This is a genomic window from Allobosea sp. P5_A5, assembly GCF_056400625.1.
In genome coordinates this window covers 12,034-32,478 of record NZ_JBFUKY010000001.1, presented here as the reverse complement: position 1 = coordinate 32,478, position 20,445 = coordinate 12,034, and the positions used below count along the sequence as shown (strand labels likewise).

General features: G+C 64.6%; 24 protein-coding genes and 1 tRNA gene. 13 read left to right on the top strand and 12 right to left on the bottom strand.

Features of this window, described 5'->3' with window-relative positions; translation table 11 throughout:
- Positions 1–11 precede the first annotated feature (11 nt).
- Together AC1DR6_RS00190 and serA are read left to right on the top strand one after the other, a co-directional pair.
- Entirely contained in the window at positions 12–458 is a 447-nt protein-coding gene (locus AC1DR6_RS00190) for an NfeD family protein (RefSeq protein ID WP_476827162.1), read from the top strand.
- Positions 459–565: 107 nt separating this feature from the next.
- Entirely contained in the window at positions 566–1,825 is a 1,260-nt protein-coding gene (serA, locus tag AC1DR6_RS00185; RefSeq protein ID WP_476827161.1) for a phosphoglycerate dehydrogenase, read from the top strand.
- A gap of 5 nt (positions 1,826–1,830) precedes the next feature.
- Here the strand turns inward: serA and AC1DR6_RS00180 are convergent, their stop codons facing one another.
- Positions 1,831–2,016, bottom strand: a complete 186-nt coding sequence (locus tag AC1DR6_RS00180; protein ID WP_476827160.1) for a hypothetical protein — start codon at positions 2,014–2,016, stop codon at positions 1,831–1,833.
- Between the two features lie 203 nt (positions 2,017–2,219).
- Here AC1DR6_RS00180 and AC1DR6_RS00175 point away from each other — a divergent pair, with 203 nt between their 5' ends.
- Both AC1DR6_RS00175 and AC1DR6_RS00170 read left to right on the top strand, forming a co-directional pair.
- On the top strand, positions 2,220–3,227 hold the full coding sequence (locus tag AC1DR6_RS00175) for an LLM class flavin-dependent oxidoreductase (RefSeq protein ID WP_476827159.1): 1,008 nt from the start codon (positions 2,220–2,222) through the stop codon (positions 3,225–3,227).
- 87 nt (positions 3,228–3,314) lie between these two features.
- Positions 3,315–3,761, top strand: coding sequence for a Fur family transcriptional regulator (locus tag AC1DR6_RS00170; protein ID WP_476827158.1), 447 nt, complete (start codon positions 3,315–3,317; stop codon positions 3,759–3,761).
- Positions 3,762–3,888: 127 nt separating this feature from the next.
- Here AC1DR6_RS00170 and AC1DR6_RS00165 read toward each other — a convergent pair whose 3' ends face one another.
- From AC1DR6_RS00165 to AC1DR6_RS00155, 3 genes are read right to left on the bottom strand one after another with little or no spacing between them, the layout of a single operon-like run.
- On the bottom strand, positions 3,889–4,851 hold the full coding sequence (locus AC1DR6_RS00165) for a glutathione S-transferase family protein (protein WP_476827157.1): 963 nt from the start codon (positions 4,849–4,851) through the stop codon (positions 3,889–3,891).
- A gap of 22 nt (positions 4,852–4,873) precedes the next feature.
- A complete protein-coding gene (locus AC1DR6_RS00160; protein ID WP_476827156.1) occupies positions 4,874–5,146 on the bottom strand; it encodes a GNAT family N-acetyltransferase in 273 nt (90 codons plus the stop codon).
- A 17-nt stretch (positions 5,147–5,163) separates the two neighbouring features.
- Entirely contained in the window at positions 5,164–6,753 is a 1,590-nt protein-coding gene (locus AC1DR6_RS00155) for an OpgD/OpgG family glucan biosynthesis protein (RefSeq protein ID WP_476827155.1), read from the bottom strand.
- Positions 6,754–7,031: 278 nt separating this feature from the next.
- Between AC1DR6_RS00155 and AC1DR6_RS00150 the strand changes: the two genes are divergently transcribed.
- The 4 genes from AC1DR6_RS00150 (at position 7,032) to AC1DR6_RS00135 (ending at position 11,678) form a co-directional block, all read left to right on the top strand.
- On the top strand, positions 7,032–7,592 hold the full coding sequence (locus tag AC1DR6_RS00150) for a glyoxalase superfamily protein (protein WP_476827776.1): 561 nt from the start codon (positions 7,032–7,034) through the stop codon (positions 7,590–7,592).
- A gap of 572 nt (positions 7,593–8,164) precedes the next feature.
- A complete protein-coding gene (locus AC1DR6_RS00145) occupies positions 8,165–9,310 on the top strand; it encodes a type III PLP-dependent enzyme (RefSeq protein ID WP_476827154.1) in 1,146 nt (381 codons plus the stop codon).
- A 232-nt stretch (positions 9,311–9,542) separates the two neighbouring features.
- Positions 9,543–10,079, top strand: coding sequence for a GNAT family N-acetyltransferase (locus AC1DR6_RS00140; RefSeq protein ID WP_476827153.1), 537 nt, complete (start codon positions 9,543–9,545; stop codon positions 10,077–10,079).
- Between the two features lie 162 nt (positions 10,080–10,241).
- Positions 10,242–11,678: a homospermidine synthase gene (locus AC1DR6_RS00135; RefSeq protein ID WP_476827152.1), complete on the top strand. Its 1,437-nt coding sequence runs from the start codon at positions 10,242–10,244 to the stop codon at positions 11,676–11,678.
- Between the two features lie 133 nt (positions 11,679–11,811).
- On the opposite strand, the gene AC1DR6_RS00130 is transcribed toward AC1DR6_RS00135, so the two are convergent.
- The 4 genes from AC1DR6_RS00130 to AC1DR6_RS00115 form a co-directional block, all read right to left on the bottom strand.
- A complete protein-coding gene (locus tag AC1DR6_RS00130) occupies positions 11,812–13,233 on the bottom strand; it encodes an MFS transporter (RefSeq protein ID WP_476827151.1) in 1,422 nt (473 codons plus the stop codon).
- Positions 13,230–13,901 (bottom strand): LON peptidase substrate-binding domain-containing protein, encoded by a 672-nt coding sequence (locus AC1DR6_RS00125; RefSeq protein ID WP_476827150.1) that lies wholly within the window; start codon positions 13,899–13,901, stop codon positions 13,230–13,232. Before AC1DR6_RS00125 ends, AC1DR6_RS00130 begins: the two co-directional genes overlap by 4 nt.
- A 14-nt stretch (positions 13,902–13,915) precedes the next feature.
- Positions 13,916–14,815 (bottom strand): thioredoxin, encoded by a 900-nt coding sequence (gene trxA, locus AC1DR6_RS00120; protein WP_476827149.1) that lies wholly within the window; start codon positions 14,813–14,815, stop codon positions 13,916–13,918.
- A gap of 75 nt (positions 14,816–14,890) precedes the next feature.
- Positions 14,891–15,415 (bottom strand): prolyl-tRNA synthetase associated domain-containing protein, encoded by a 525-nt coding sequence (locus tag AC1DR6_RS00115; RefSeq protein WP_476827148.1) that lies wholly within the window; start codon positions 15,413–15,415, stop codon positions 14,891–14,893.
- A gap of 234 nt (positions 15,416–15,649) precedes the next feature.
- Here AC1DR6_RS00115 and AC1DR6_RS00110 point away from each other — a divergent pair.
- Together AC1DR6_RS00110 and AC1DR6_RS00105 are read left to right on the top strand one after the other, a co-directional pair.
- Positions 15,650–15,724: transfer RNA gene (locus AC1DR6_RS00110), tRNA-Gly, on the top strand.
- Between the two features lie 131 nt (positions 15,725–15,855).
- Positions 15,856–16,218, top strand: coding sequence for a hypothetical protein (locus AC1DR6_RS00105; RefSeq protein ID WP_476827147.1), 363 nt, complete (start codon positions 15,856–15,858; stop codon positions 16,216–16,218).
- 9 nt (positions 16,219–16,227) lie between these two features.
- Here AC1DR6_RS00105 and AC1DR6_RS00100 read toward each other — a convergent pair whose 3' ends face one another.
- The gene (locus AC1DR6_RS00100) at positions 16,228–16,989 is read right to left on the bottom strand and encodes an SOS response-associated peptidase (RefSeq protein WP_476827146.1); all 762 of its coding nucleotides are present in this window, start codon (positions 16,987–16,989) and stop codon (positions 16,228–16,230) included.
- 89 nt (positions 16,990–17,078) lie between these two features.
- Here AC1DR6_RS00100 and AC1DR6_RS00095 point away from each other — a divergent pair, with 89 nt between their 5' ends.
- On the top strand, positions 17,079–17,744 hold the full coding sequence (locus tag AC1DR6_RS00095) for a class I SAM-dependent methyltransferase (protein ID WP_476827145.1): 666 nt from the start codon (positions 17,079–17,081) through the stop codon (positions 17,742–17,744).
- A gap of 12 nt (positions 17,745–17,756) precedes the next feature.
- Here AC1DR6_RS00095 and AC1DR6_RS00090 read toward each other — a convergent pair whose 3' ends face one another.
- From AC1DR6_RS00090 to AC1DR6_RS00080, 3 genes are read right to left on the bottom strand one after another with little or no spacing between them, the layout of a single operon-like run.
- On the bottom strand, positions 17,757–18,050 hold the full coding sequence (locus tag AC1DR6_RS00090) for a hypothetical protein (protein WP_476827144.1): 294 nt from the start codon (positions 18,048–18,050) through the stop codon (positions 17,757–17,759).
- Positions 18,047–19,330, bottom strand: coding sequence for a Y-family DNA polymerase (locus tag AC1DR6_RS00085; RefSeq protein ID WP_476827143.1), 1,284 nt, complete (start codon positions 19,328–19,330; stop codon positions 18,047–18,049). The genes AC1DR6_RS00090 and AC1DR6_RS00085 overlap by 4 nt, the downstream gene beginning before the upstream one ends.
- Positions 19,327–19,815, bottom strand: a complete 489-nt coding sequence (locus AC1DR6_RS00080; protein ID WP_476827142.1) for a LexA family protein — start codon at positions 19,813–19,815, stop codon at positions 19,327–19,329. The genes AC1DR6_RS00085 and AC1DR6_RS00080 overlap by 4 nt, the downstream gene beginning before the upstream one ends.
- Here AC1DR6_RS00080 and AC1DR6_RS00075 point away from each other — a divergent pair.
- Both AC1DR6_RS00075 and AC1DR6_RS00070 read left to right on the top strand, forming a co-directional pair.
- Positions 19,809–20,063 carry a hypothetical protein gene (locus tag AC1DR6_RS00075; protein WP_476827141.1) on the top strand — a complete coding sequence of 85 codons (255 nt, stop codon included), beginning with the start codon at positions 19,809–19,811 and terminating at the stop codon, positions 20,061–20,063. The genes AC1DR6_RS00080 and AC1DR6_RS00075 overlap by 7 nt on opposite strands.
- Entirely contained in the window at positions 20,060–20,434 is a 375-nt protein-coding gene (locus AC1DR6_RS00070; protein ID WP_476827140.1) for a hypothetical protein, read from the top strand. Before AC1DR6_RS00075 ends, AC1DR6_RS00070 begins: the two co-directional genes overlap by 4 nt.
- Positions 20,435–20,445: the final 11 nt, after the last annotated feature.

The following is a 20,445-nucleotide window of genomic DNA, read 5'->3' as shown; positions in this document are numbered from 1 at the left end:
GCCTTGGACCCATGCCCGACTGGCTGACCTCCCATAATGGCTGGCTTTGGGCGATCCTCGGCCTTGTCCTGATCGCCGGCGAAACGCTGGCGCCGGGCGTCTTCCTGATCTGGCTCGGCGTCGCCGCCCTGGCGACAAGCGGGCTCGTAGGCCTTTTCGGGCTCGGCTGGCAGGCGGCCGGCATTGCCTTTGCCATCCTGGCCGTGATCTGCGTCGCGGCCGGGCGCATGCTCACCCGGCGCAGCGCTGAGGAGCCCGACGCCGCGACCGGCCTCAACGATCGCGGCCGCCAGCTCATCGGCAAGGTCTACAGGCTGGATGCGACGATGATCGGCGGCGAGGGACGCATCCGCGTCGGCGATTCCTCCTGGCGCATCACCGGGCCTGAACTGCTCGCCGGCAGCGATGTCCGTGTCGTGCGGGTCGATGGCGCGACGCTGGTCGTCGAAAAGGCATGAGCGTTCCACATGCGCGAGGATCAACCCTGACGCGGCGTTGCATCTGAAGCATTGGCGTTCGACATGGTCGGGATTATAGCAACCGCTCCTTTACGAGCGTGACCTCCATGACCATCGCCGCCGAACGCCTTTCCCTGCCCAAGGACCGCATCAAGGTCCTGCTGCTGGAAGGCATCAACGATTCCGCAGCCGATCTGCTGACGCAGGCTGGTTATTCCAACATGGAGCGGCTTCCGAAGGCGCTCGATCAGGCGGCGCTGATCGAGAAAATCCAGGGCGTCCACGTCCTCGGCATCCGCTCGCGCACCCAGCTGACCCCGGAGATCTTCGCCGCGGCCGACCGCCTTTTCGCCGTCGGCTGCTTTTCCGTCGGCACCAATCAGGTCGATCTGGAAGCCGCGCGTCATCGGGGCGTGCCCGTCTTCAACGCGCCCTTCTCCAACACCCGCAGTGTCGCCGAATTGACCATCGGCGAAATCGTCATGCTACTGCGCCGCATTCCGGACCGCTCGCGCTCTGCCCATGACGGCGGCTGGGACAAATCGGCGAACGGCTCTTTCGAGGTCCGCGGCAAGACGCTCGGCATCGTCGGCTACGGCAATATCGGCAGCCAGCTTTCGACCTTGGCCGAGGCGATGGGCATGCGGGTGATCTATTACGATCACACCGACCGTCTGCGCCACGGCAACACCGAGCCGGTCGACAGCCTCGACACGCTGCTCGCCACCGCCGACATCCTCTCGCTGCATGTGCCCGAAACGCCGCAGACGGCCGGCATGATCGGCGCGGCTCAGATTGCCCGGATGAAGCCCGGAGCCTACCTCATCAACAACTCGCGCGGCACGGTCCTCGATCTGGATGCGCTCGCCGCCGCCTTACGTGAGAACCGGCTGGCCGGTGCCGCCGTCGACGTCTTCCCCATTGAGCCCGCCTCAAACGCCGATCGCTTCGTCACCCCCTTGCAGGGCTTGTCGAACGTCATCCTGTCACCCCATGTCGGGGGCTCGACCGAAGAAGCGCAGGAGCGGATCGGCGCAGAAGTAGCGCGCAAGCTCGTCGATTATTCCGATGTCGGCTCGACCGTGGGCGCGGTGAATTTCCCGCAGGTCCAGATTCCCGTCCGCAGCACCGGCACCCGCTTCATCCATGTGCAGCGGAACGTGCCGGGTATGCTGCGGCGCCTGAACGACGTCTTTGCCGATCGGCACGTCAACATTGCCGCCCAGAACTATCACACGGATGGCGAGGTCGGTTACGCGGTGATCGAAGTCGATGGAGTGACGAGCCAGACGGCACGCGATCTCTTGCGCGAGATCCGCGCGCTGGACGGCACGATCCGCGCCCGCCTGCTCTATCAGCGCGACTGAACGCTTTAGCTCTCTTCATCCTTGGCGCCGGGCTTGATCGGCGTCTGGACGGCGATGGGGTCGCTTGCCGGGAACGTGTCTTTCAGCGCCTTTTCAAGCATCCCGTCCTTGCCGAGCTTGCGCTCGATCTCGCGCTGCTCCTTCTGTTCCTGTTTGAGACTCTCGGTCGCCGGGTTGGTCGTCTCGGTCATGATGGGATTCCCCTTGATCGGCGCCGCCCAGCGGCGCGCTTCGACGGATCAACGCGGCATGATCCCGGCCGTTCCGCCATGAGCCCTGCACAGGCGCGCCATGAGCGTCAGCGTGCAGCACTGGACCGGGGCTTGCCGGCTTCCCATCTGATGGAGCGAACGCTTCACGCGCCGCATTCGGCGCCCAGCCCGGATACGCCGCCATGGTCGCTCTTTCCGTTCTCGATCTCGTCCCCGTCGTCGAAAGCGAGGGCCCGCGCGAGGCACTGCTGAAATCGATCGATCTGGCTCGCCATGCCGAAACCTTGGGCTTCACGCGCTATTGGGTCGCCGAACACCACAACATGGTCGGCATCGCGAGTGCCGCCACCGCAGTAGTCATCGGCCAGCTCGCCGCTGCGACGAACACGATCCGCGTCGGCTCCGGCGGGATCATGCTGCCTAACCACTCGCCGCTCGTCATCGCCGAGCAGTTCGGCACGCTCGATGCGCTCTTTCCCGGCCGCATCGATCTCGGTTTGGGCCGCGCGCCCGGCACCGACCAGATGACCTTGAGGGCACTGCGCCGCAGCCCGATGGCGTCCGACAACTTCCCGCAGGACGTTCTCGAATTGCAGGCGCTGCTAGCCCCCGCCGGCCCGAACCAGGCCATCCGCGCCGTGCCGGGCGAGGGTTCGAACGTGCCGCTCTGGATACTTGGTTCCAGCCTTTTCGGCGCGCAGCTCGCCGCGGAATTGGGCCTGCCCTATTCCTTCGCCTCGCATTTCGCGCCGGATGCGCTGATGCAAGCGCTGGAGGTCTACCGGGAGCGCTTCAAACCGTCCGAGCAGCTGGCGGCGCCCCATGCGATGCCCGGCATCAACGTGATCGCGGCCGACACGGACGAGGAGGCGACCTATCTCGCGACCTCGCTCCAGCAGCGTTTCGTCGGCATGGTGCGGGGCGCCAGAGGCAAGCTGCAGCCGCCGATCGACGACATCGAAACCTATTGGTCACCGGCAGAGAAGGCCCATGTCTCGCAGATGCTGCGCTACGTGATCACCGGTTCGCGCCGCACCGTAGAACGCAAGCTCGCCGCCTTCCTACGCGAGACGCGGGCCGACGAGGTGATGGTGACCGCTCCGATCTTCGACCATGAGAAGCGCAAACGCTCCTTCACGATCCTGACCGAAGCAGCAGCCGCGATCGCACCGGCGAAAGCGGTGGCCTGACGAAAGATCAAAGGTCCCGCCGACGCATCGCTTTGAGGTTCGACAAGACGATTTTGCAAAAATGCCGGATCGGTTTATGTCCGGCTGATGAGCGAGACCGATCGGCGCGTGGCCGTTTTCGAAGGCCAGTTGAAGGGGGCGGGGCTGCGCATGACGCAGCAGCGCCGCCTGATCCTGCGCGTGCTCGCGGAAGCCGACGACCACCCCGACGCCAAGGGCATCTTCACCCGCGCCTTCACGCAGGACCCGACGCTGTCGCTCTCCACCGTCTACCGCACCATGAAGGTGCTGGAATCGCGTGGCGCGATCGAGCGTCATGCCTTCGAGGACGGCATCTCGCGCTATGAGCACACCAGCCAGGATCATCACGACCACCTGATCGACATCGACACGGGCGACGTAATCGAGTTCTCGTCCGACGCGATCGAGGAGCTTCAGCGCCGGATCGCGGCCGAGCTCGGCTATGAGCTGGTCCGCCACCGGCTCGAGCTTTATGGCCGCAAGAAGCCGGCGGCGCGTAAAGCGCGCCGGTAGAATCGGCCTGATACAGCCTCATCGTCATTGCGAGCGAAGCGAAGCAATCCAGGAAGACGGGGTTGAACGTTTCCACCAAGTCCCCTGGATTGCTTCGCTACGCTCGCATTGACGAGAAACGAGCAGCTTACCCTTCCAGCACGGCCTTCATATCCGGCCCCACCGGCACGATGCCCGTCGGGTTGATGTTGCGGTGGCTCTGGTAATAGTGCCGCTTGATGTGATCGAAATTCACCGTCTCGACCACGCCATCCATCCGATAGAGCCGGCGCAGATAGTCCGAGAGCTGCGGGTAATCGGCGATGCGGCGGATATTGCACTTGAAGTGCCCGACATAGACCGGGTCGAAGCGGATCAGGGTGGTGAAGAGCCGCCAATCGGCCTCCGTCAGCTGATCGCCGACAAGATAGCGCCGCGAGCCCAGCCGCTCCTCCAACACATCCAGCGTCGCGAACAGCGGTGCCACCGCTTCCTCATAGGCGGCCTGCGTCGTGGCGAAGCCAGCCTTATAAACCCCGTTATTGACGGTGTCGTAGACGCGCTCATTGATCGCATCGATCTCTTCGCGCAACGCAACGGGATAATAATCGCCGGCCTTGGCGCCGACCTCGTCCCAAGCCGAATTCATCATCCGGATGATATCGGCCGATTCATTGCTGACGACGGTGTTCTGCTGCTTGTCCCACAGCACGGGCACGGTCACGCGGCCCGAATAATGCGGATCAGCCCGGGTATAGACTTCGTGCATGTAGCGCGCCTGCCCGATCGGGTCGGGAATGACGCCCTCGCCCTCCGCGAAGGTCCAGCCGTTCTCCGCCATCAGCCAGTGCACGACCGAGAGCGAGATCATGCCCTCCAGCCCCTTGAGCTTGCGGAAGATCAGCGCGCGGTGCGCCCAGGGACAGGCGAGCGAGACGTAGAGATGATAGCGACCGGGCTCTGCCTTGAAGCCGCCCTTACCAGCCGGGCCGGGGGCGCCATCGGCTGTGACCCAGTTGCGGAAGGCGCTTTCCGAGCGCTGGAACCGCCCGCCGCTCTTTTTGGTATCGTACCACTGGTCTTGCCAGCGGCCCTCGACGAGCAGACCCATGATCGTCTCCTTTTCCGCTTTCTCAACCGTCAACCATATCGTCGTATTCGGGGTGCTTCGCCGCCCAGGCCTCCAGAAATGGGCAACGCAGCACAGCCTTGCGCCCGCTGGCGCGGATCAGATCGAAGACGCCCTTCGCCAGCCGCGATCCGACGCCCTGCCCCGACAGCGCATCCGGCACCTCGGTGTGGATCAGGATCAGCCGGTTTCCGTCGCGCTGATAGGCGACGATCCCGGTTCCGCCGTCGAGCGGCATCTCGAAGCGGTCCTGCTCGTGTCTCTCGACGACATCCATGGCTGATTCCTACGCGACTATCCTTGCGCTTCGGAACGCCAGGGATAGCTCCAGGTTTCCGTCAGCGTCTTGTTGCCGCTCTTCAGGAAGGCCCGCATCTCGGCAAGCTGGCCGGGATCGACGACGATATCGATGAAGGCGCGAAACCCTTGCGTCTTCGGATTGGGCACGATGAAGGCCCGGTCGATCCGGCCATAGGCGATCGAGGGCACGATCTCGACCTTCTCCGGCTGTTTCAGATAGTAATCGAGGTCGCCGCCGGCGAAGTCGACGATGAAGCGGCGTGCTCCATCGGTGACCGGCTCGCCTGAACCCAGCGCCTTCGGCCGCGCCTGATAGGTGTTGATGACGCGCCCGCCCGGATGCAGGTCGCTGGAATCCAGCATCGATGTCAGCTTGTAGGCGAAGGCGAATTCCTTGCCTGGCTCGAGCGGCGCCTTCGGCTGCCACAGCGCGACGATGTTGTCGTTGGTCTCGTCTGTCGTCGGCATCTCGATCAGCTCGACGACGCCCTCGCCCCAATCGCCTTGCGGCTCGATCCAGTAGGACGGCCGCAGCTCGTAGGCGAGGTCGAGATCCTGGTAATGCTCGAAGGTGCGGTCGCGCTGCATCAGGCCGAAACCGCGGACATTGCGCTCGACGAAGGAGGACACTGCCTGCTGCTTCGGATTGCGCAGCGGTCGCCAGATCCATTCCCCAGTACTCGAATGCACCATCAGCCCATCGGAATCATGCAGTTCGCTGCGATAATCGTCGAAGGAGCGCCGGTCGTTCTCGCCGGTGAAGAACATCGAGGTCAGCGGCGCCAGACCCAGCTTCTCGATCGGCTTGCGCGGGAACAGCGTCGCATAGACATCGACCACCGCGTCGGCGTCGGGATAGATCGTGAAGCGATAGGCGCCCGACAGCGAAGGCGAATCCAGGAGCGCATAAACCACGATGCGCTCAGCGGCAGCGGCAGGCGCCTCGATCCAGAACTCGCGGAAGATCGGGAACTCTTCATTCGAGGTGCCGGCCCCGACCGAGAGCCCGCGCGCCGAAAGCCCGTAGCGCTGATCGCGCCCCAGCACCCTGAAATAGCTCGCCCCGATGAAGGAGATCAGTTCGTCGAGGACACGCGGATCGTTCAGCGGATAATGCAGGCGAAAGCCGGCAAAGCCCAGATTGACCGGCAGCGGCTTGTCGAACTTCACCTTGCCGTAATCGAACAGGCTGGCGGAATAGGGCACCGGCGTCGGCACGCCGTCGCGCACGACATTCACCGTCACCGGCCGGGTGAACAGGAAACCGGGATGGAACATCTGCATGCGGAACGGCGAGCCGTTCTGCAGCAGCGCCCGCTCCGGCCGGAAGCGGATATCGCGCCAGGAATCGTAATCCAGCTTGGCCAGCGCCTCGGGCAGCATCGGCGGCGCCTCATAGGGAACCGCCGAGACCTCGCGCGCCCGCCGCTGCACATCCTCGAAGCCGAAGCGCGGCTGCGGCGGCGCCTGGACCGGGGGCGGCTGGTTCTGCGGCTGTTGGGCCAGCAGGGCCGCAGGCGCGACCGAGAGGCACAAGGTGGCGGAAAGCCCGCCCAGAACGTGGCGGCGGTCCAGCATGGTCATCGTCAATCCGTCGTCTCGTCGCTCGCTGCGGTGAACACTCGTATCGCGGCGGCGAGTTAAGGCCTTTGAATAGGGCCGGTCTAGGGCAGTGCGATTGACAATGGATGAAGAGTTGGCAAGCTTTGCTCCATGGCCGGATGCGGCCAGCCGCTCGCGCCCGGAAGGGCATGGTGAACGCATCCTCAGACCGTTGGTGTCCTGATCCCGATCGACTCCTGGACGGATATCGGCAAGGCGAGCCCCGATGATCGACCGTCCGAGCGAAAAGGATCATGACGATGCGCGATGTCCGCGATGCGAAACTGATGGCCAAAAGTCTGCGCGCGGCCATGGCCGAGCGGCAGGTGCCTCTCAGCCATTCGGAAACCCTCGAGATCGTGGCGCGCCAGTTCGGCTACGACAACTGGAACGTGCTGGCGGCGAAGATCGACTTAGCCGCGCCGATCGCGAATGAGGACCAGTCGCAGGAGGCCGTGCGCCTGCAGATGGGCATCGCGATCCTGCGCATCTTCGACGAGGCGAAGGCGAGGGAGTTCTATCTCGACTTCCTCGGTTTCCACGCAGACTGGGAACATCGCTTCGCGCCCGACCTGCCGCTCTATATGCAGATCTCGCGCTCCGGCCTGATCCTCCATCTCTCCGAGCATCACGGCGACGCTAGCCCCGGCTCGACCGTCTTTGTCTGGATGGACGGCATCGAGGCCTTTCACGGGGAGCTTGCGAGCAAGCGCTATTCCTATTCGCGGCCGGGCATCCAGAGCGACGGCCCGGGCGGGCCAACGCTGGAAGTGCCCGACCCTTTCGGCAACCGGATCCGCTTCTGCGAAAAGCGCGGATAAAGCTGCGCCGGCAAGTGGTTAACGACGGTTAACCTGTCGTGTCCGGCACGCACACCGGTGCTGCGAAAAAAATCGGCACCGGGCTCACAAACCTCTTGTGGTGGGGGGCGAGCATCCGTATATCCGCCTCACCCAATTCGCACGTGCCTGTGGCCGCGTGCTGGTCGGTGGGCATCCGGACAAGTGCCGGACAGCCGCCAGGGGATTGGAAGACGGATGGAGGGGATGGACATCCCTCAAATCACGCTTCCCGGTTTTCGTAAGAAAGCCGTTCCCCGACACAGACCAGCAGCCGGAGGCTAAACCGGCGAACCCCGAATCTCCACGGGGGACGTAGCTTAAAGCAACGACGGAGCGGGCTTTTTTGGTCTCGTTGGTCCTCCAAAGGCCAACACCGAAGAGGCTTGTCCTTCATTGCCGGCCGTGCGGGGTTTTCCCCAATCGAATGGTGTTTCGGGTCTGGACGTTTCGTCCGTTGTCGTCGGCGTCTCCACAGCGCCTGGCGATGGCTGCGATTCATTCGGCGAATACATCGCATCGGCGCCGCTCGCGCCGTAGGGGAGTCGCGTCTCATGACCGACCGTATCCGTGAATTCCTGCGCACCCGCCGTGATGACGGCCCGTGCGTCGTTATCGACACCGACGTCGTTCGCGAGAACTACAAGGCGTTCTCCCGTGCGTTGCCCGACACCCGCGTGTTCTACGCGGTGAAGGCCAACCCGGCGCCGGAAGTGCTCGGGCTGCTGGCCAAGCTCGGCTCCTGCTTCGACTGCGCCTCCGTCGTCGAGATCGAGCTCGCGCTCGCTGCTGGCGCCACCGCCGACCGCATCTCCTTCGGCAACACCATCAAGAAGGAGCGCGACGTCGTGCGCGCCATGGAGCTCGGCGTGCGCCTGTTCGCCGTCGACTGCACGGCCGAGGTCGAGAAGGTTGCCCGCTCGGCGGACAAGACCGACGTGTCGGATGCACGCATCTTCTGCCGCATCCTCTGCGACGGTGCCGGCGCCGACTGGCCGCTCTCGCGCAAGTTCGGCTGCGTGCCCGAGATGGCCGCGGACGTGCTCGAGCACGGCCATCGTCTCGGCCTGTCGGCCTATGGCATCTCATTCCACGTCGGCTCGCAGCAGGCTAACGTCAACGCTTGGGATTCGGCGCTGGCTTCGGCCTCGGCGGTCTTCAAGGAGTGCGCCACCCGTGGCATCTCGCTGTCGATGGTCAACCTCGGCGGCGGCTTCCCGGCGCGCTACCTGAAGCCGATTCCGGGCGTGCCCTCCTATGGCGACGCGATCTTCCGGGCGCTGTCGAAGCATTTCGGCAACCAGCTGCCCGAGACGATCATCGAGCCGGGCCGCGGCATGGTCGGCGAAGCCGGCCTGATCGAGGCCGAGGTCGTGCTGATCTCGAAGAAGGCCGAAAGCGACGACGTGCGCTGGGTCTATCTCGATATCGGCAAGTTCAACGGTCTCGCCGAGACCATGGACGAGGCGATCCGCTATCCCATCCGCACCGCCCATGACGGCGATGCGACGGTGCCTTGCGTGCTGGCCGGCCCGACCTGCGACTCGGTCGACGTGATGTACGAGAAGACCCCGTACATGCTGCCGTTCTCGCTGGAGATCGGCGACAAGGTGCTGATCGAGGGCACGGGTGCCTATACGACGACCTATTCGGCCGTCGCCTTCAACGGCTTCCCGCCGCTGAAGCAGTACGTCATCTGACGCGGGAGGGTCGATAACGACACTCCCCTTCCAAATTGGGTCCGGCGAAGCGCCCTGCGAAAGCAGGCCGTCCGAAGGAAACGGGCGGAGCGTTCATGTGCCTCCAGAAGCGAGGCCATGCATGTGGCTCCCGCCGGACCCTCTTCCACCCATCCCTATCGATGTGGCCGCGTTCTCCGACGCGGCGCCGGGAAGGTCCGCTGCGTGCGGGCGCTCCGGCCGGAGGTGCGTCATGATCCGGATCCGCGACGAGATCGCTGCCGATATCCCTGCCCGCGAGGCGCTGCTCGACCGTTGTCTCGGCGAGCGCCGCACCGCCAAATCGAGCGAGCGCCTCCGTGAAGGCCGCCTGCCGGCGCAGGGTCTTGCCCTGACCGCCGAACGCGACGGCGAAGTCGTCGGCACCGTCCGCCTCTGGCATGTCGAGGCCGGCGGCGTGCGCGCGCTGATGCTCGGCCCGCTCGCGGTCAAGCCGGACTTGCAGGGCGCGGGCGTCGGCAAGGCGCTGATGCGCGAGGCGCTGTGGCGCGCCGCCTGTGGCGGTCATGGTGCGGTCATTCTCGTCGGCGACGCACCCTATTATGCCCGCTTCGGTTTCGATGCGGGCCTGACCCGCGAGATCGCGATGCCCGGCCCGGTCGAGCGCGAGCGTTTCCTCGCCATCGAGCTGCGCCAGGGCGCGTTGTCGGGTGCGCGCGGCGTGCTCGTCGCCGCCGGCCAGCCTGTCGCGTCGGCAAACACCGTCGAGCAGGTTGCGCGCGCCGCCTGAGCCGCCGCATTCGTCATCGCGCCGTCACGCCTGAGCGCTTTCCATGCTTCGCGCAGGAAAGCATCGGGCGTTGACGGCGCGTCTTTGCGTCCATACCAGCCTTCCCGAAGCTGCTCTTCAAGCTTGAATATCCCCGTACCAAGAACCCAGGAGTTCGGAAGAATGACGAATTGGCCCGTCTACGGCGAGATCACCGGCCCGATCGTGATGATCGGCTTCGGCTCGATCGGCCGCGGCACGCTGCCCATGATCGAGCGGCACTTCAAGTTCGACAAGAGCCGTTTCGTCGTCATCGCTCCCGACGATTCCAACCGCCATCTGCTCGACGAGCGCGGCATTCGCTTCATTCAGGAGGCGATCACGCTCGAGAATTACAAGACCATGCTGGAGCCCTTGCTGACCGCCGGCGGCGGCCAGGGCTTCTGCGTCAATCTCTCCTGCGACACCGGCTCGCGCGACCTGATGGAGTTCTGCTCCAGCCTGGGCGCGCTCTACATCGATACGGTCAACGAGCCTTGGCTGGGATTCTATTTCGACGAGAGCAAGGGGCCGGGCGAGCGCTCGAACTATGCGCTGCGCGAGATGACGCTGGCGGCCAAGCGCGCCCGGCCGGCCGGGACGACCACGGCCGTCTCCTGCTGCGGCGCCAATCCCGGCATGGCCTCCTGGCTGGCAAAGAAAGCCCTGACCAATCTCGCCGCCGATCTGCGCCTCAATGCGACCCAGCCCACCACCCGCGAGGAATGGGCGGCGCTGATGCAGCGGGTCGGCGTCAAGGGCATCCACATCGCCGAGCGCGACACCCAGCGCTCGAAGAACCCCAAACCGCCGGGCGTGTTCGTCAACACCTGGTCTGTAGAAGGCTTCATTTCCGAGGGCCTACAGCCGGCCGAGCTCGGCTGGGGCACGCATGAAAATTGGATGCCGGACAATGCCCGCACCCATGAGACCGGCTCGCAGGCGGCGATCTACCTGCTGCAGGCCGGCGCCGAAACTAAGGTCCGCAGCTGGTGCCCGACGCCCGGCCCGCAATACGGCTTCCTGGTGACGCATAACGAATCGATCTCGATCGCCGACTACTTCACCGTCCGCGACGAGACCGGAAAGGCCGTCTATCGCCCCACCTGCCACTACGCCTATCACCCCGCGAACGACGCCGTGCTGTCATTGCACGAGATGTTCGGCAATGCCGGCCGGCCGCAGGAAGAGCACCATATCCTCGAGGAAAACGAGGTCGTCGACGGCATCGATGAACTCGGCGTGTTGCTCTACGGGCACGACAAGGGCGCCTACTGGTTCGGCTCGCAGCTCTCGACCGACGAGGCACGCACCTTGGCGCCCTACCAGACCGCGACAGGCCTTCAGGTTACCTCGGCTGTGCTCGCGGGCATGGTCTGGGCGCTGGAGAACCCGCGCGCCGGCATCGTCGAGGTCGAGGAGATGGATCTCGACCGCTGCCTCGAAATCCAGAAGCCGTATCTCGGGCCTGTTCAGGGCTACTACACCGACTGGACCCCGCTCGACGGCCGCCCGGGTCTGTTCCCGGAGGATATCGACACCAGCGATCCCTGGCAGTTCCGGAATATTCTGGTTCGGTGATCCTTGTCATTCCGGGGCAGGCGCGCAGCGCCTGAACCCGGAACCCACGACTGGGTTCGTGGGAAGGTAATCGCGTGGCGGCCCGTCATGGGTTCCGGGTTCGCCCTGCGGGCGCCCCGGAATGACGAAGGGGTCAGCCCACCCGCTTCAGCTTTACCCCGGCGAGCAGCACACCACCCGCCAGGAAAAACACGATCAACACCGCGAGCCCGGCGCGCTGGCTGGCAAAGACGCTCGTCGCCAGCGCCACCAGGGTCGGCCCCATGAAAGACGTGACCTTCCCCGACAGCGCGAATAGCCCGAAGAACTCGCCGATGCGACCCTCGGGCGCCAGCCGCGCCATCAAACTACGCGATGCCGCCTGCATCGGGCCGGCCACGAGCCCGATAAGCAGGCCGAGACCCAGATAGATCTGCTCCGGCAGCGAGGCGAAAAGCCCGTCCCCGGGAACTGGCGGCTGCACGGGCACGACGAAGAAGACGTGGTCGGCCCCCAGCGAGAGGATGCCGATGCAGGCGAAGAGCAGGCAGGCGATCGAACCCAGCACGACAGGCTTGCCGCCGATCGCATCGTCGAGCTTGCCGCCCATCCAGGCACCGAACGTTCCTGTTACCGTCAGTAAGATGCCAAAGATGCCGAGCTCGATCGTCTGCCAGCCGAAGACACCGGCCGCATAAATGCCCCCGAAAGCGAAAAGCGCGACCAGCGCGTCCTGATAGATCATGTTGGCGAGCAGGAAGCGCCCCAGCGCGGGCAGCTGCGGCAGTTCGGCGAGCGTCGCCTTCAGCCGCCCGACGCCGCCTTGCGCGGCCTCCTTCAGACCCATACCCGTCTTCGGCGAATCAGGCGTGATCAGGAACATCGGCGCCACGAAGACCAGGAACCAGAGCGCGGTCAGCGGCCCTGAGAAGCGGTCTCCCTCGCGCGCAGCCGCATCCAGCCCCAGAACCGGCGTGATCCCGGCCAGCGTCTTGCCGGTGTGCGGATCGGCCGCCAGAAGTCCGAGCGTGAGCGCGAGCGAGACGAGCCCGCCGAGATAGCCGACCGCCCAGCCGGTCCCCGACAGCCAGCCAAGGCGTTCGGGCGGCACCAGCCGCGTCATCATCGCATTGTTGAAGGTCGTCGCGAATTCGGCCCCGATCGTCGCGACGATGAAACCGGCCAGCGCGATCGGCACCGCCCATCCTGAACCGGGGGCCGCGAACCACAGCATGCCAGAGCCCAGCACCAGCAACCCGCCGAAGGCCGCGATCCAGGGCTTGCGCGGCCCTGTCCGGTCGGCGATGCCGCCGAGCAGCGGCGAAACCAGCGCGATGCAAAGGCCGGCGAAGCCGGTCGCATAGCCCCACAGCGCCTGGCCTTCCGCCGGATCGCCCGCCAACGCCGAAGCGAAGAACGGCGCGAAGACGAAGGTCGTGATCAGGGTGAAGAAGGGCTGCGTCGACCAGTCGAAGAAGATCCACGCCGCGACAGCCCGGCGCGGCGGCCAGATCTGCGGCCGGCGCGAGGAGGCGGCAGGCTCCGCCGCGAGGCTGTCGGGCGGAACGGTGCTCACTGCAGCGTCGTATCCGCGTCGCCGCCGCTGCGCGCCAGCTCGATCTCGGTGATCGCGACCAGCACCTCGGCGCGGTCCTTGAGGCTACCGGCCTCCAGCAGCGCCTGCTTCTCGCGCGGTCCGAACGGGCACATCATCGACAAGGCATTCACCAGCGCCTCGTTGGGAGCCTCGTTGACGCCCTTCCAGTCGATCTTGAGCTCGTTGGCCTTGGCGAAGGCGCGCAACGCCTTGAGCAGCCCGTCGCGATCGACCTCGTCCTCGCCGGCACGGGCAATGAAGTCGACCGCGAAGGGTTCGCAATCCACCTGCGCCTGCCGATAGGCGGTATCCGCCAGCAGCTCCTCGACAATCCGGAAACGGCTGATGCCGGTGAGCGTGACGACGTAACGCCCGTCGCCGGTCTCGGCGAACTGGGTGATCCGACCGAGGCAGCCGACCTTCAGCAGCGCCGGCACGTCGGGCTGGCGCCCATCATCCGGCTGCGGCTGGATCATCCCGATGATCCGGTCCTTGCGCAGCGCATCGTCGATCATCGCGAGATAGCGCGGCTCGAAGATATTGAGTGGCATCTGCCCGCGCGGCAGCAGCAACGCCCCGCCGAGCGGGAAAAGCGGCACTGTTCCGGGGCAGTCACCCGGCCCGCCATAGACCATGTTCATGCCCATCCGCCTTTCGTCCTTCAGGAGAACAGCAGGGTCGAGAGCTTCCGCCGCCCGGTGACGCTGGCTGGATCCATCGGCCCCCATGCCTCGAAGAACTGCAGCAACTGCTTGCGAGCACCATCGTCGTTCCAGCTTCTGTCGGCCTTGATCAGGGCGATCAGATGGCTCACCGCCTCGTCGCGACGGTCGCGGGCATTCAGCGCCAGCGCCAGGTCGTAGCGGGCCTGGTGGTCGGCCGGGTCGGCCGCGACCCTGGCTTCGAGCTCGCCCGTATCGCCAAGCTCCGCCGCCTGCTCGGCGAGTTCGATCCCGGCACGAACGGCAGCGATCACCGGATCCTGTGCCTTGTCCTGCGGTGCCAGAGCCAGGATGCCTTTGGCGCCCTCGATATCGCCGGTGTCCAGGTGCAGCCGCGCAAGGCCCGCGATTGCGGCGAGGTTCTCCGGCTGCAGCTGCAGCGCCCCAGCATAGAGCTCGCTGGCGCCCGCCGCATCGCCCGCCGTCAACGCTTCCTGCGCCGCCATGACGAGTTCCTCGGCCTCGCCCGGCCCGACCGGCCCGGCGATCTTCTCGATGAAAGCCTTGATCTGGCTCTCAGGCTGCGCGCCCATGAATCCATCGACCGGCTGGCCCTGCTTGAAGGCGATGACGGCAGGAATCGACTGGATGCCGAGCTGGCCCGCGATCTGCGGATGCTCGTCGATATTCATTTTGACGAGCTTGACCTTGCCCTTCGCCTCCTTGACCACCTTCTCGATGATCGGCGTCAGCTGCTTGCAGGGCCCGCACCACGGCGCCCAGAAATCGACCAGCACCGGCTGCCGAATCGACTCGTCGATGACGTCCTGCCGAAAGCCTTGGGTGGTGGTGTCCTTGATCAGGCTGGGCTGCGCGCCCGCCTCGCCATTGACCAGCATGGATCGCCCTTCGTGATACGGTCGTCGTTCGTTGGTTGAAGCGCTCTCGAAAGCGCGCCCCATAGATGGGAAGCCTTAGCCGTTCTGTCCATCGTCGGGTACCGGCAAATCGACGATCATCGGCTCATGGCCCGTCCCGCGCAGAAAGGCCAAAAGATCGTCGCGCGCAATGCGAAGAGTCGCGGTGTTGACGAGCGGGTGAAAATTCACCGCCTCGCCTGTCATGAGGTTGGCGTCGAGCACCATGGCGACGTCGCCGGCGCGGTCGTTGACCACGGCAAAGGCCGTTACCGAGCCCGGCGTCACGCCGAGCTTCTCGAAAAGCAGTTCGGCCGAGCCGAAGGAGAGGCGGCCGCTGGCACCCAGCCTTTCATGCAGCCGCTTGAGATCGATCCGCGCATCCGAGCGGGCCGAGATCAGGAAGAGCCGACCCTTCTTGTCCTTCAGGAACAGGTTCTTGGTCTGCAAGCCGATCATCAGATCGCGATGCGGCGCCGTCTCCGCCACGGTAAAGACCGCGGCATGGTCAGTGCGGTGAAAGGCGATGCCGCTTTGCGTGAGACGGGCGCAGAGTTCGTCCGGGGTGAGAGGCTCGGTCATTCAGCGATCGCAGGAGCGGGGGACGTAAGGGGCGAAGGACGTTGGGCGGTGGTCATGAAGCCGGCACTGCGGAAGCCGCGCCCCGCGCCGACTGCGTAGCCGCGACGGATGCGATCGACAAGCGCTGCAGCCCGTCTCGCGCGACGCCGACAAAAAATCTTCATCGAATCGCTTGCGCTCCCGACTGCTTTGGGGCAGAAACCCGGCCACGCGCTGCGGCGCAACTGTCCTGACGCGGGAGTAGCTCAGGGGTAGAGCACAACCTTGCCAAGGTTGGGGTCGAGGGTTCGAATCCCTTCTCCCGCTCCAGGACAAAGCCAATCTTATCAAAGCATTGGACGCGAAGCGCTTCGGCGCTGACGCGTGCCGTTTTTCTGCGGGGTCCACATGGGGTCCACGCTGGCGGAATTGCTTACCTCGCGCGGCCTGGAGGACGAACCATGCGCATCACCGAAATCACTGATCTGCCCATGCTCGACCAGATCTTGATTTCTGTGGGCGCACAGCAGACGACGTTCCAGCGGCTGGTTGAAGGCCAATGGATCAGCGGGCGTTTCGCGAATGGCATTCGCGTCGACCAGGCAACGCATGGCGCCGGCCAAAAACATGCCCATGTCTATGGACGAAAAGGCACGGAGATCGGGGTGGTGAATGTCGACGGCTCGGCTAGCCATGGGTCGAGATGCTGCCTACACCCTAAAGATGCTGCGGCGCTGAAAGCGCGCGGCTTCAATATCAAGCCCGGGAACATCGTCGAGTGGATACTGCTGCCGACGCAGCCCAGGCTTCTTTTGGAGGGGTAAGCTGGCAATTCAGCCGTTGCCGACGAAACCACCCCCATCATCCATAAGTCCCGCTGACTCGTCTTTCTTCGCTCCGCGCGCGACGATATCGAGCGACCCGTCCGGCAACGGGCGTTGGAGCGCGCTCGCCTGCTCCCATGGCACCGTCATCCAGGCCTCACACTCCTCGGGCGTCGTCAGTATGACGGGCATCGCTTTGGGATGGACTGCGCCCACTTCGGCATTCGGTTCGGTTGTCAGGAATGCATAGAGGTCGATCGTTTCCACGCCGGTCTTGATCTTGCGGACGCTGGTCCACTGCGGGCACCAGATGCCAGCGAAGAACGCGGTCGGCCGGTCCGCCCCGAAGGCGAACCAGATGTCCTGCTTCGAGGCGTGGTCGAACTCGCTGAAGCTGGTGAACGGGACCAGGCAGCGGCTCTCGGTGCCGAGCCATGGCCTCCAATGCGCGCTTGAGGTGTTGCGGACGTTCGTCGTGCCGCCATCCGGCTCGACCTTCAGCAGCGCGGAGAAGTCAGCATACTTGCCCTTAGACCGCAGCCTGTCGGCTCGCTTGGTCGCAGCTTGGTAGATCGCCTGCTTGGACGAAGGCATGCCCCAGCGCGTCATCGTCAGACGTGGCGGTCCGCCGTCGCTATCGTTGCGGATGATGGGGGCTGGATAATCCGGGAAGATGCCCGACTGCGGGACGACCTGCGCCTCCACGTCGAACGCCGCAAAGAGCTTGCGCATCGCATCTACGTTGCGGGTGTGGCTGTAGAGGTTGCACATCGGGACAGGCTAGCCCTGGAACAGCCGCATGTCAGCTATTGAACCCAGCCGACCTTTCCGCTCCATAATCGTTATAGTATATCGTTCCCATGACCACATTTTCTGATACGCAGGCCGTCGCCCGCTACGCCGAAAACCCGCCGCGCATGGTGCCGGGTTATGTCGATATGCAGCGAATGGCTATGCTCCTGCTGGCGGAGCGAGCGCCGGCTGACGCCCAGGTGCTGGTCGTCGGCGCCGGCGGCGGTCTTGAACTCAAGGTCTTCGCTGTAGGACAACCTCAGTGGTCGTTTGTCGGTGTCGATCCCGCCGCCGCGATGCTCGATCTCGCTCGGAAGACCCTCGGCGACCATGTCGGCCGGACACGGTTTCACGAGGGCTTCATCGACAGCGCACCCGCCGGCCCGTTCGACGGAGCGACCTGCATCCTGACGCTGCACTTCATCGAGCGCGAGGAGCGACTTCGCACGCTCAAAGAGATCCGGCATCGACTGAAGCCCGGCGCTCCCTTCGTCGCCGCGCATTACAGCATTCCTGACGGCGAGCTTGACCTCTGGCTGTCGCGTTACGCGGCGTTCTCGATATCGTCAGGCATCGATCCGGCCCAGGCTAATGCGGCGCGCGCAGGAATCGCCGAGCGTCTGCCGATCCTCTCTCCGGAGAGCGACGAACAGCTTCTTCGCGAGGCTGGATTTACCGAGATCAGCCTCTTCTACACCGGCTTCGCATTCCGGGGATGGGTCGCGTACGCCTAACCGACCTGCCGCTCAATCGTTGAATTCGTGGGCCATCCGGTCATACGCGTCCTCGTCGGCTGCATCGTCGGCGAACGCATTCCCAACCTCCCGCTCGTCAACCAGGACGCCGCCGAAGTGGCCGACGAAGGCGCGCGCCAAGCGTGGTTCCTCGAAGGCCAGCCGGACGTTCTCCGAGCCCGGGACACGATCGACGACCCGGAAGCCGATCTCCCATTCGCCGCACCAGCTATCGATCCTGCGCAGGCGCTCGGGAGTCTCCGCCTCCGACAGCTTCATTTCCACCTGGTGAATGAACGCACTCATGCCGCAACTCCTACAACGGGAACTTCGTCGATCCGCGTCGTGTAGCGCGGCGACCTCAGCTCGAATTTTGTGATCCACGCTTTTCGCTGGCGCTCAATGCCAGCTGCTGCCGAGAACACGGCGCCGCGACCATGTTTGGCGTTGCAGGCGTCCAGCGCGTCCATGAGCCTGCCGGACTTCTCACGATTAAGCCCGCCGATCAGCGCGCGCTGCGAGGCTTCCAGCGGCACAATGTCGACCGTCATCAGGCCGGCCTTGGCGTAGCGATAGCCGCTCTTCCAGATCCGCCGGGCGCCCCACTTCGCGGCGCGGATTAACGTAAGCGTGTCGTTGCTGGCCTCCGGGAAATCCACTGTCGTTGAGACGCTGCGCGCTGGCCCGTGGTCGTGCGGAGAGGTGTGAAAAAATACCGTGACGTGGTCCGTCGCCAGGCCGTGGTTGCGCAGCTTCTCGCCCAAACGGGTCGCATGCGCTGCGATAGCCTCTTGCATCATGTCCAGGCTGTCGACGCGGCCTGCGAACGACCGCGTGACGGCGCATCCCTTCCGGGTCGGCGCCACAGTCTCCAGATCAATGCACGGTGTCCCGCGCAGCTCATGGATGATGCGTTCGCCGACGACAGTCAGCGTCTTGCGGGCGAGTTTTGGATCGAGCGCAGCGACATCGGCGGCCGTCCGACATCCGAAGGCAGCAAGCTTCGCTTGGCTGGCACGACCAATGCCCCAGATATCCTCCAGCGGAAACAGTGGCAGCCATTCGCCACGCGCTTCCTCGCTGGTGAGGTCGCAGACCCCGCAAAGCTGTGGCGTGCTCTTGGCAATCTTGTTGGCGAGCTTCGCCAGTGTCTTCGTCGGGCCGATCCCGACGCAGGTTGGCACGCCGATCCATGTGGAGACGGTCGAGCGCAGGTCGCGGCCCATCTCCTGGCGGTGCTCAGGCGCCACCGGCGTCATGTCCAGAAAGCTCTCGTCGATCGAGTAGACCTCGATGTCAGAGGCGAAGCGCTCATAGACGGTGTTCATCCGCCGGCTCATGTCGCCGTAGAGCGTGTAGTTCGACGAAAAAACGACGACGCCCTCGCGCTTCACCAGATCGCGGATGGTGAACATTGGCGCACCCATCTTGATCCCGAGCGCCTTGGCCTCCGCCGTCCGCGCCACCGCGCATCCGTCATTGTTGGACAGGACGATGACCGGCCTACGCTTCAGCTTTGGATCGAACACGCGCTCGCAGGAGCAATAGAAGCTATTCCCGTCGATCAGGGCGAAGCTGGCGGTCATCTCCGGAAGCGCCGCACCGCATTGGTCACGACGCCGAAGATATCAATCTCGGGATTAGGGCCAGGGTCGTAGTCGGGGTAGCGTCGGTTGCCGAACGCGAGACTTGAGCGGCCTCCGGTGATGCGGAACACCTTGATTGATCGCTCGCCATTCACATCGACCACGACGGCATCGCCATCCTTCGGAACGAGGCTACGATCGACGATGATGAGGCTGCCAGGGAAAATGCCGACATCGATGCAGGAATCGCCTGCCACGGTCATTATGAAGGTGGCCGGAGCGTTCTGGATCAGCGTTCGCGATAGGTCGATGGGCTGGTCGAGGAAGTCGTCCGCAGGCGACGGAAAACCCGCTCGAACCGCTTTGAGATAGACCGGAAGATAGACCGGAGGACCGATTAGGGCGGGCGAAATGTGCATCGATTGCATTCCGTTCAATGAGAACGTAATGAGAACAAATCGCTTTCGAGAGTCAAGCCGTGGCAAACGTCGATACGTTCTTCCTCCAGCCCTTCCGGACGCATCGGAAGCGGCTCGTTCCCGCGCAGCGCGTGCTCGCAAAGACAAGGCATCATGCTCTGAACGAAGGCGAACGGCTGGGGAAAACGGCGGAGGGCGTGGCCGTCATCCATGTCACTGCCGACGACGAAACCGGCGAGGTCAGTGCGCTCGACGTCCTCGCGCGTCACGGCCTGATCCCGGAGGAATTCGAGGAGCAGATCCGCGCGCTATGAAACCTGAGTTCTTGCTCCAGCACTCAAGCCCTCGCTTCATTCCGGAGTGGGAGCGCCACATGTTCTGGACGGTGACATGCGAGGGCGTCAGCGTCGGGACGATAGTCCAGCACCAGACTGCAGCGGGCGTCCTGCCGCCTTGGGCATGGACCATTCATATCCATGCCGGGCGCTACGCGAATGGGGTGCGGCAGGCTACGGCGGTCGAAGGCAGTGGCGTCACCCGCGACTACTGCCTGCCGGCGATGCGCCCGGCCCTAGAAACCTATCTCGAATTCATAGGCCCGGAAGGTTGGGCTCATCACCTCGAGCATATGGAGCGCATCGCTGCTCCGCGCGGACATTGGGTTCCAGACAATCCGGGAATCTGAAATAGGCGGTC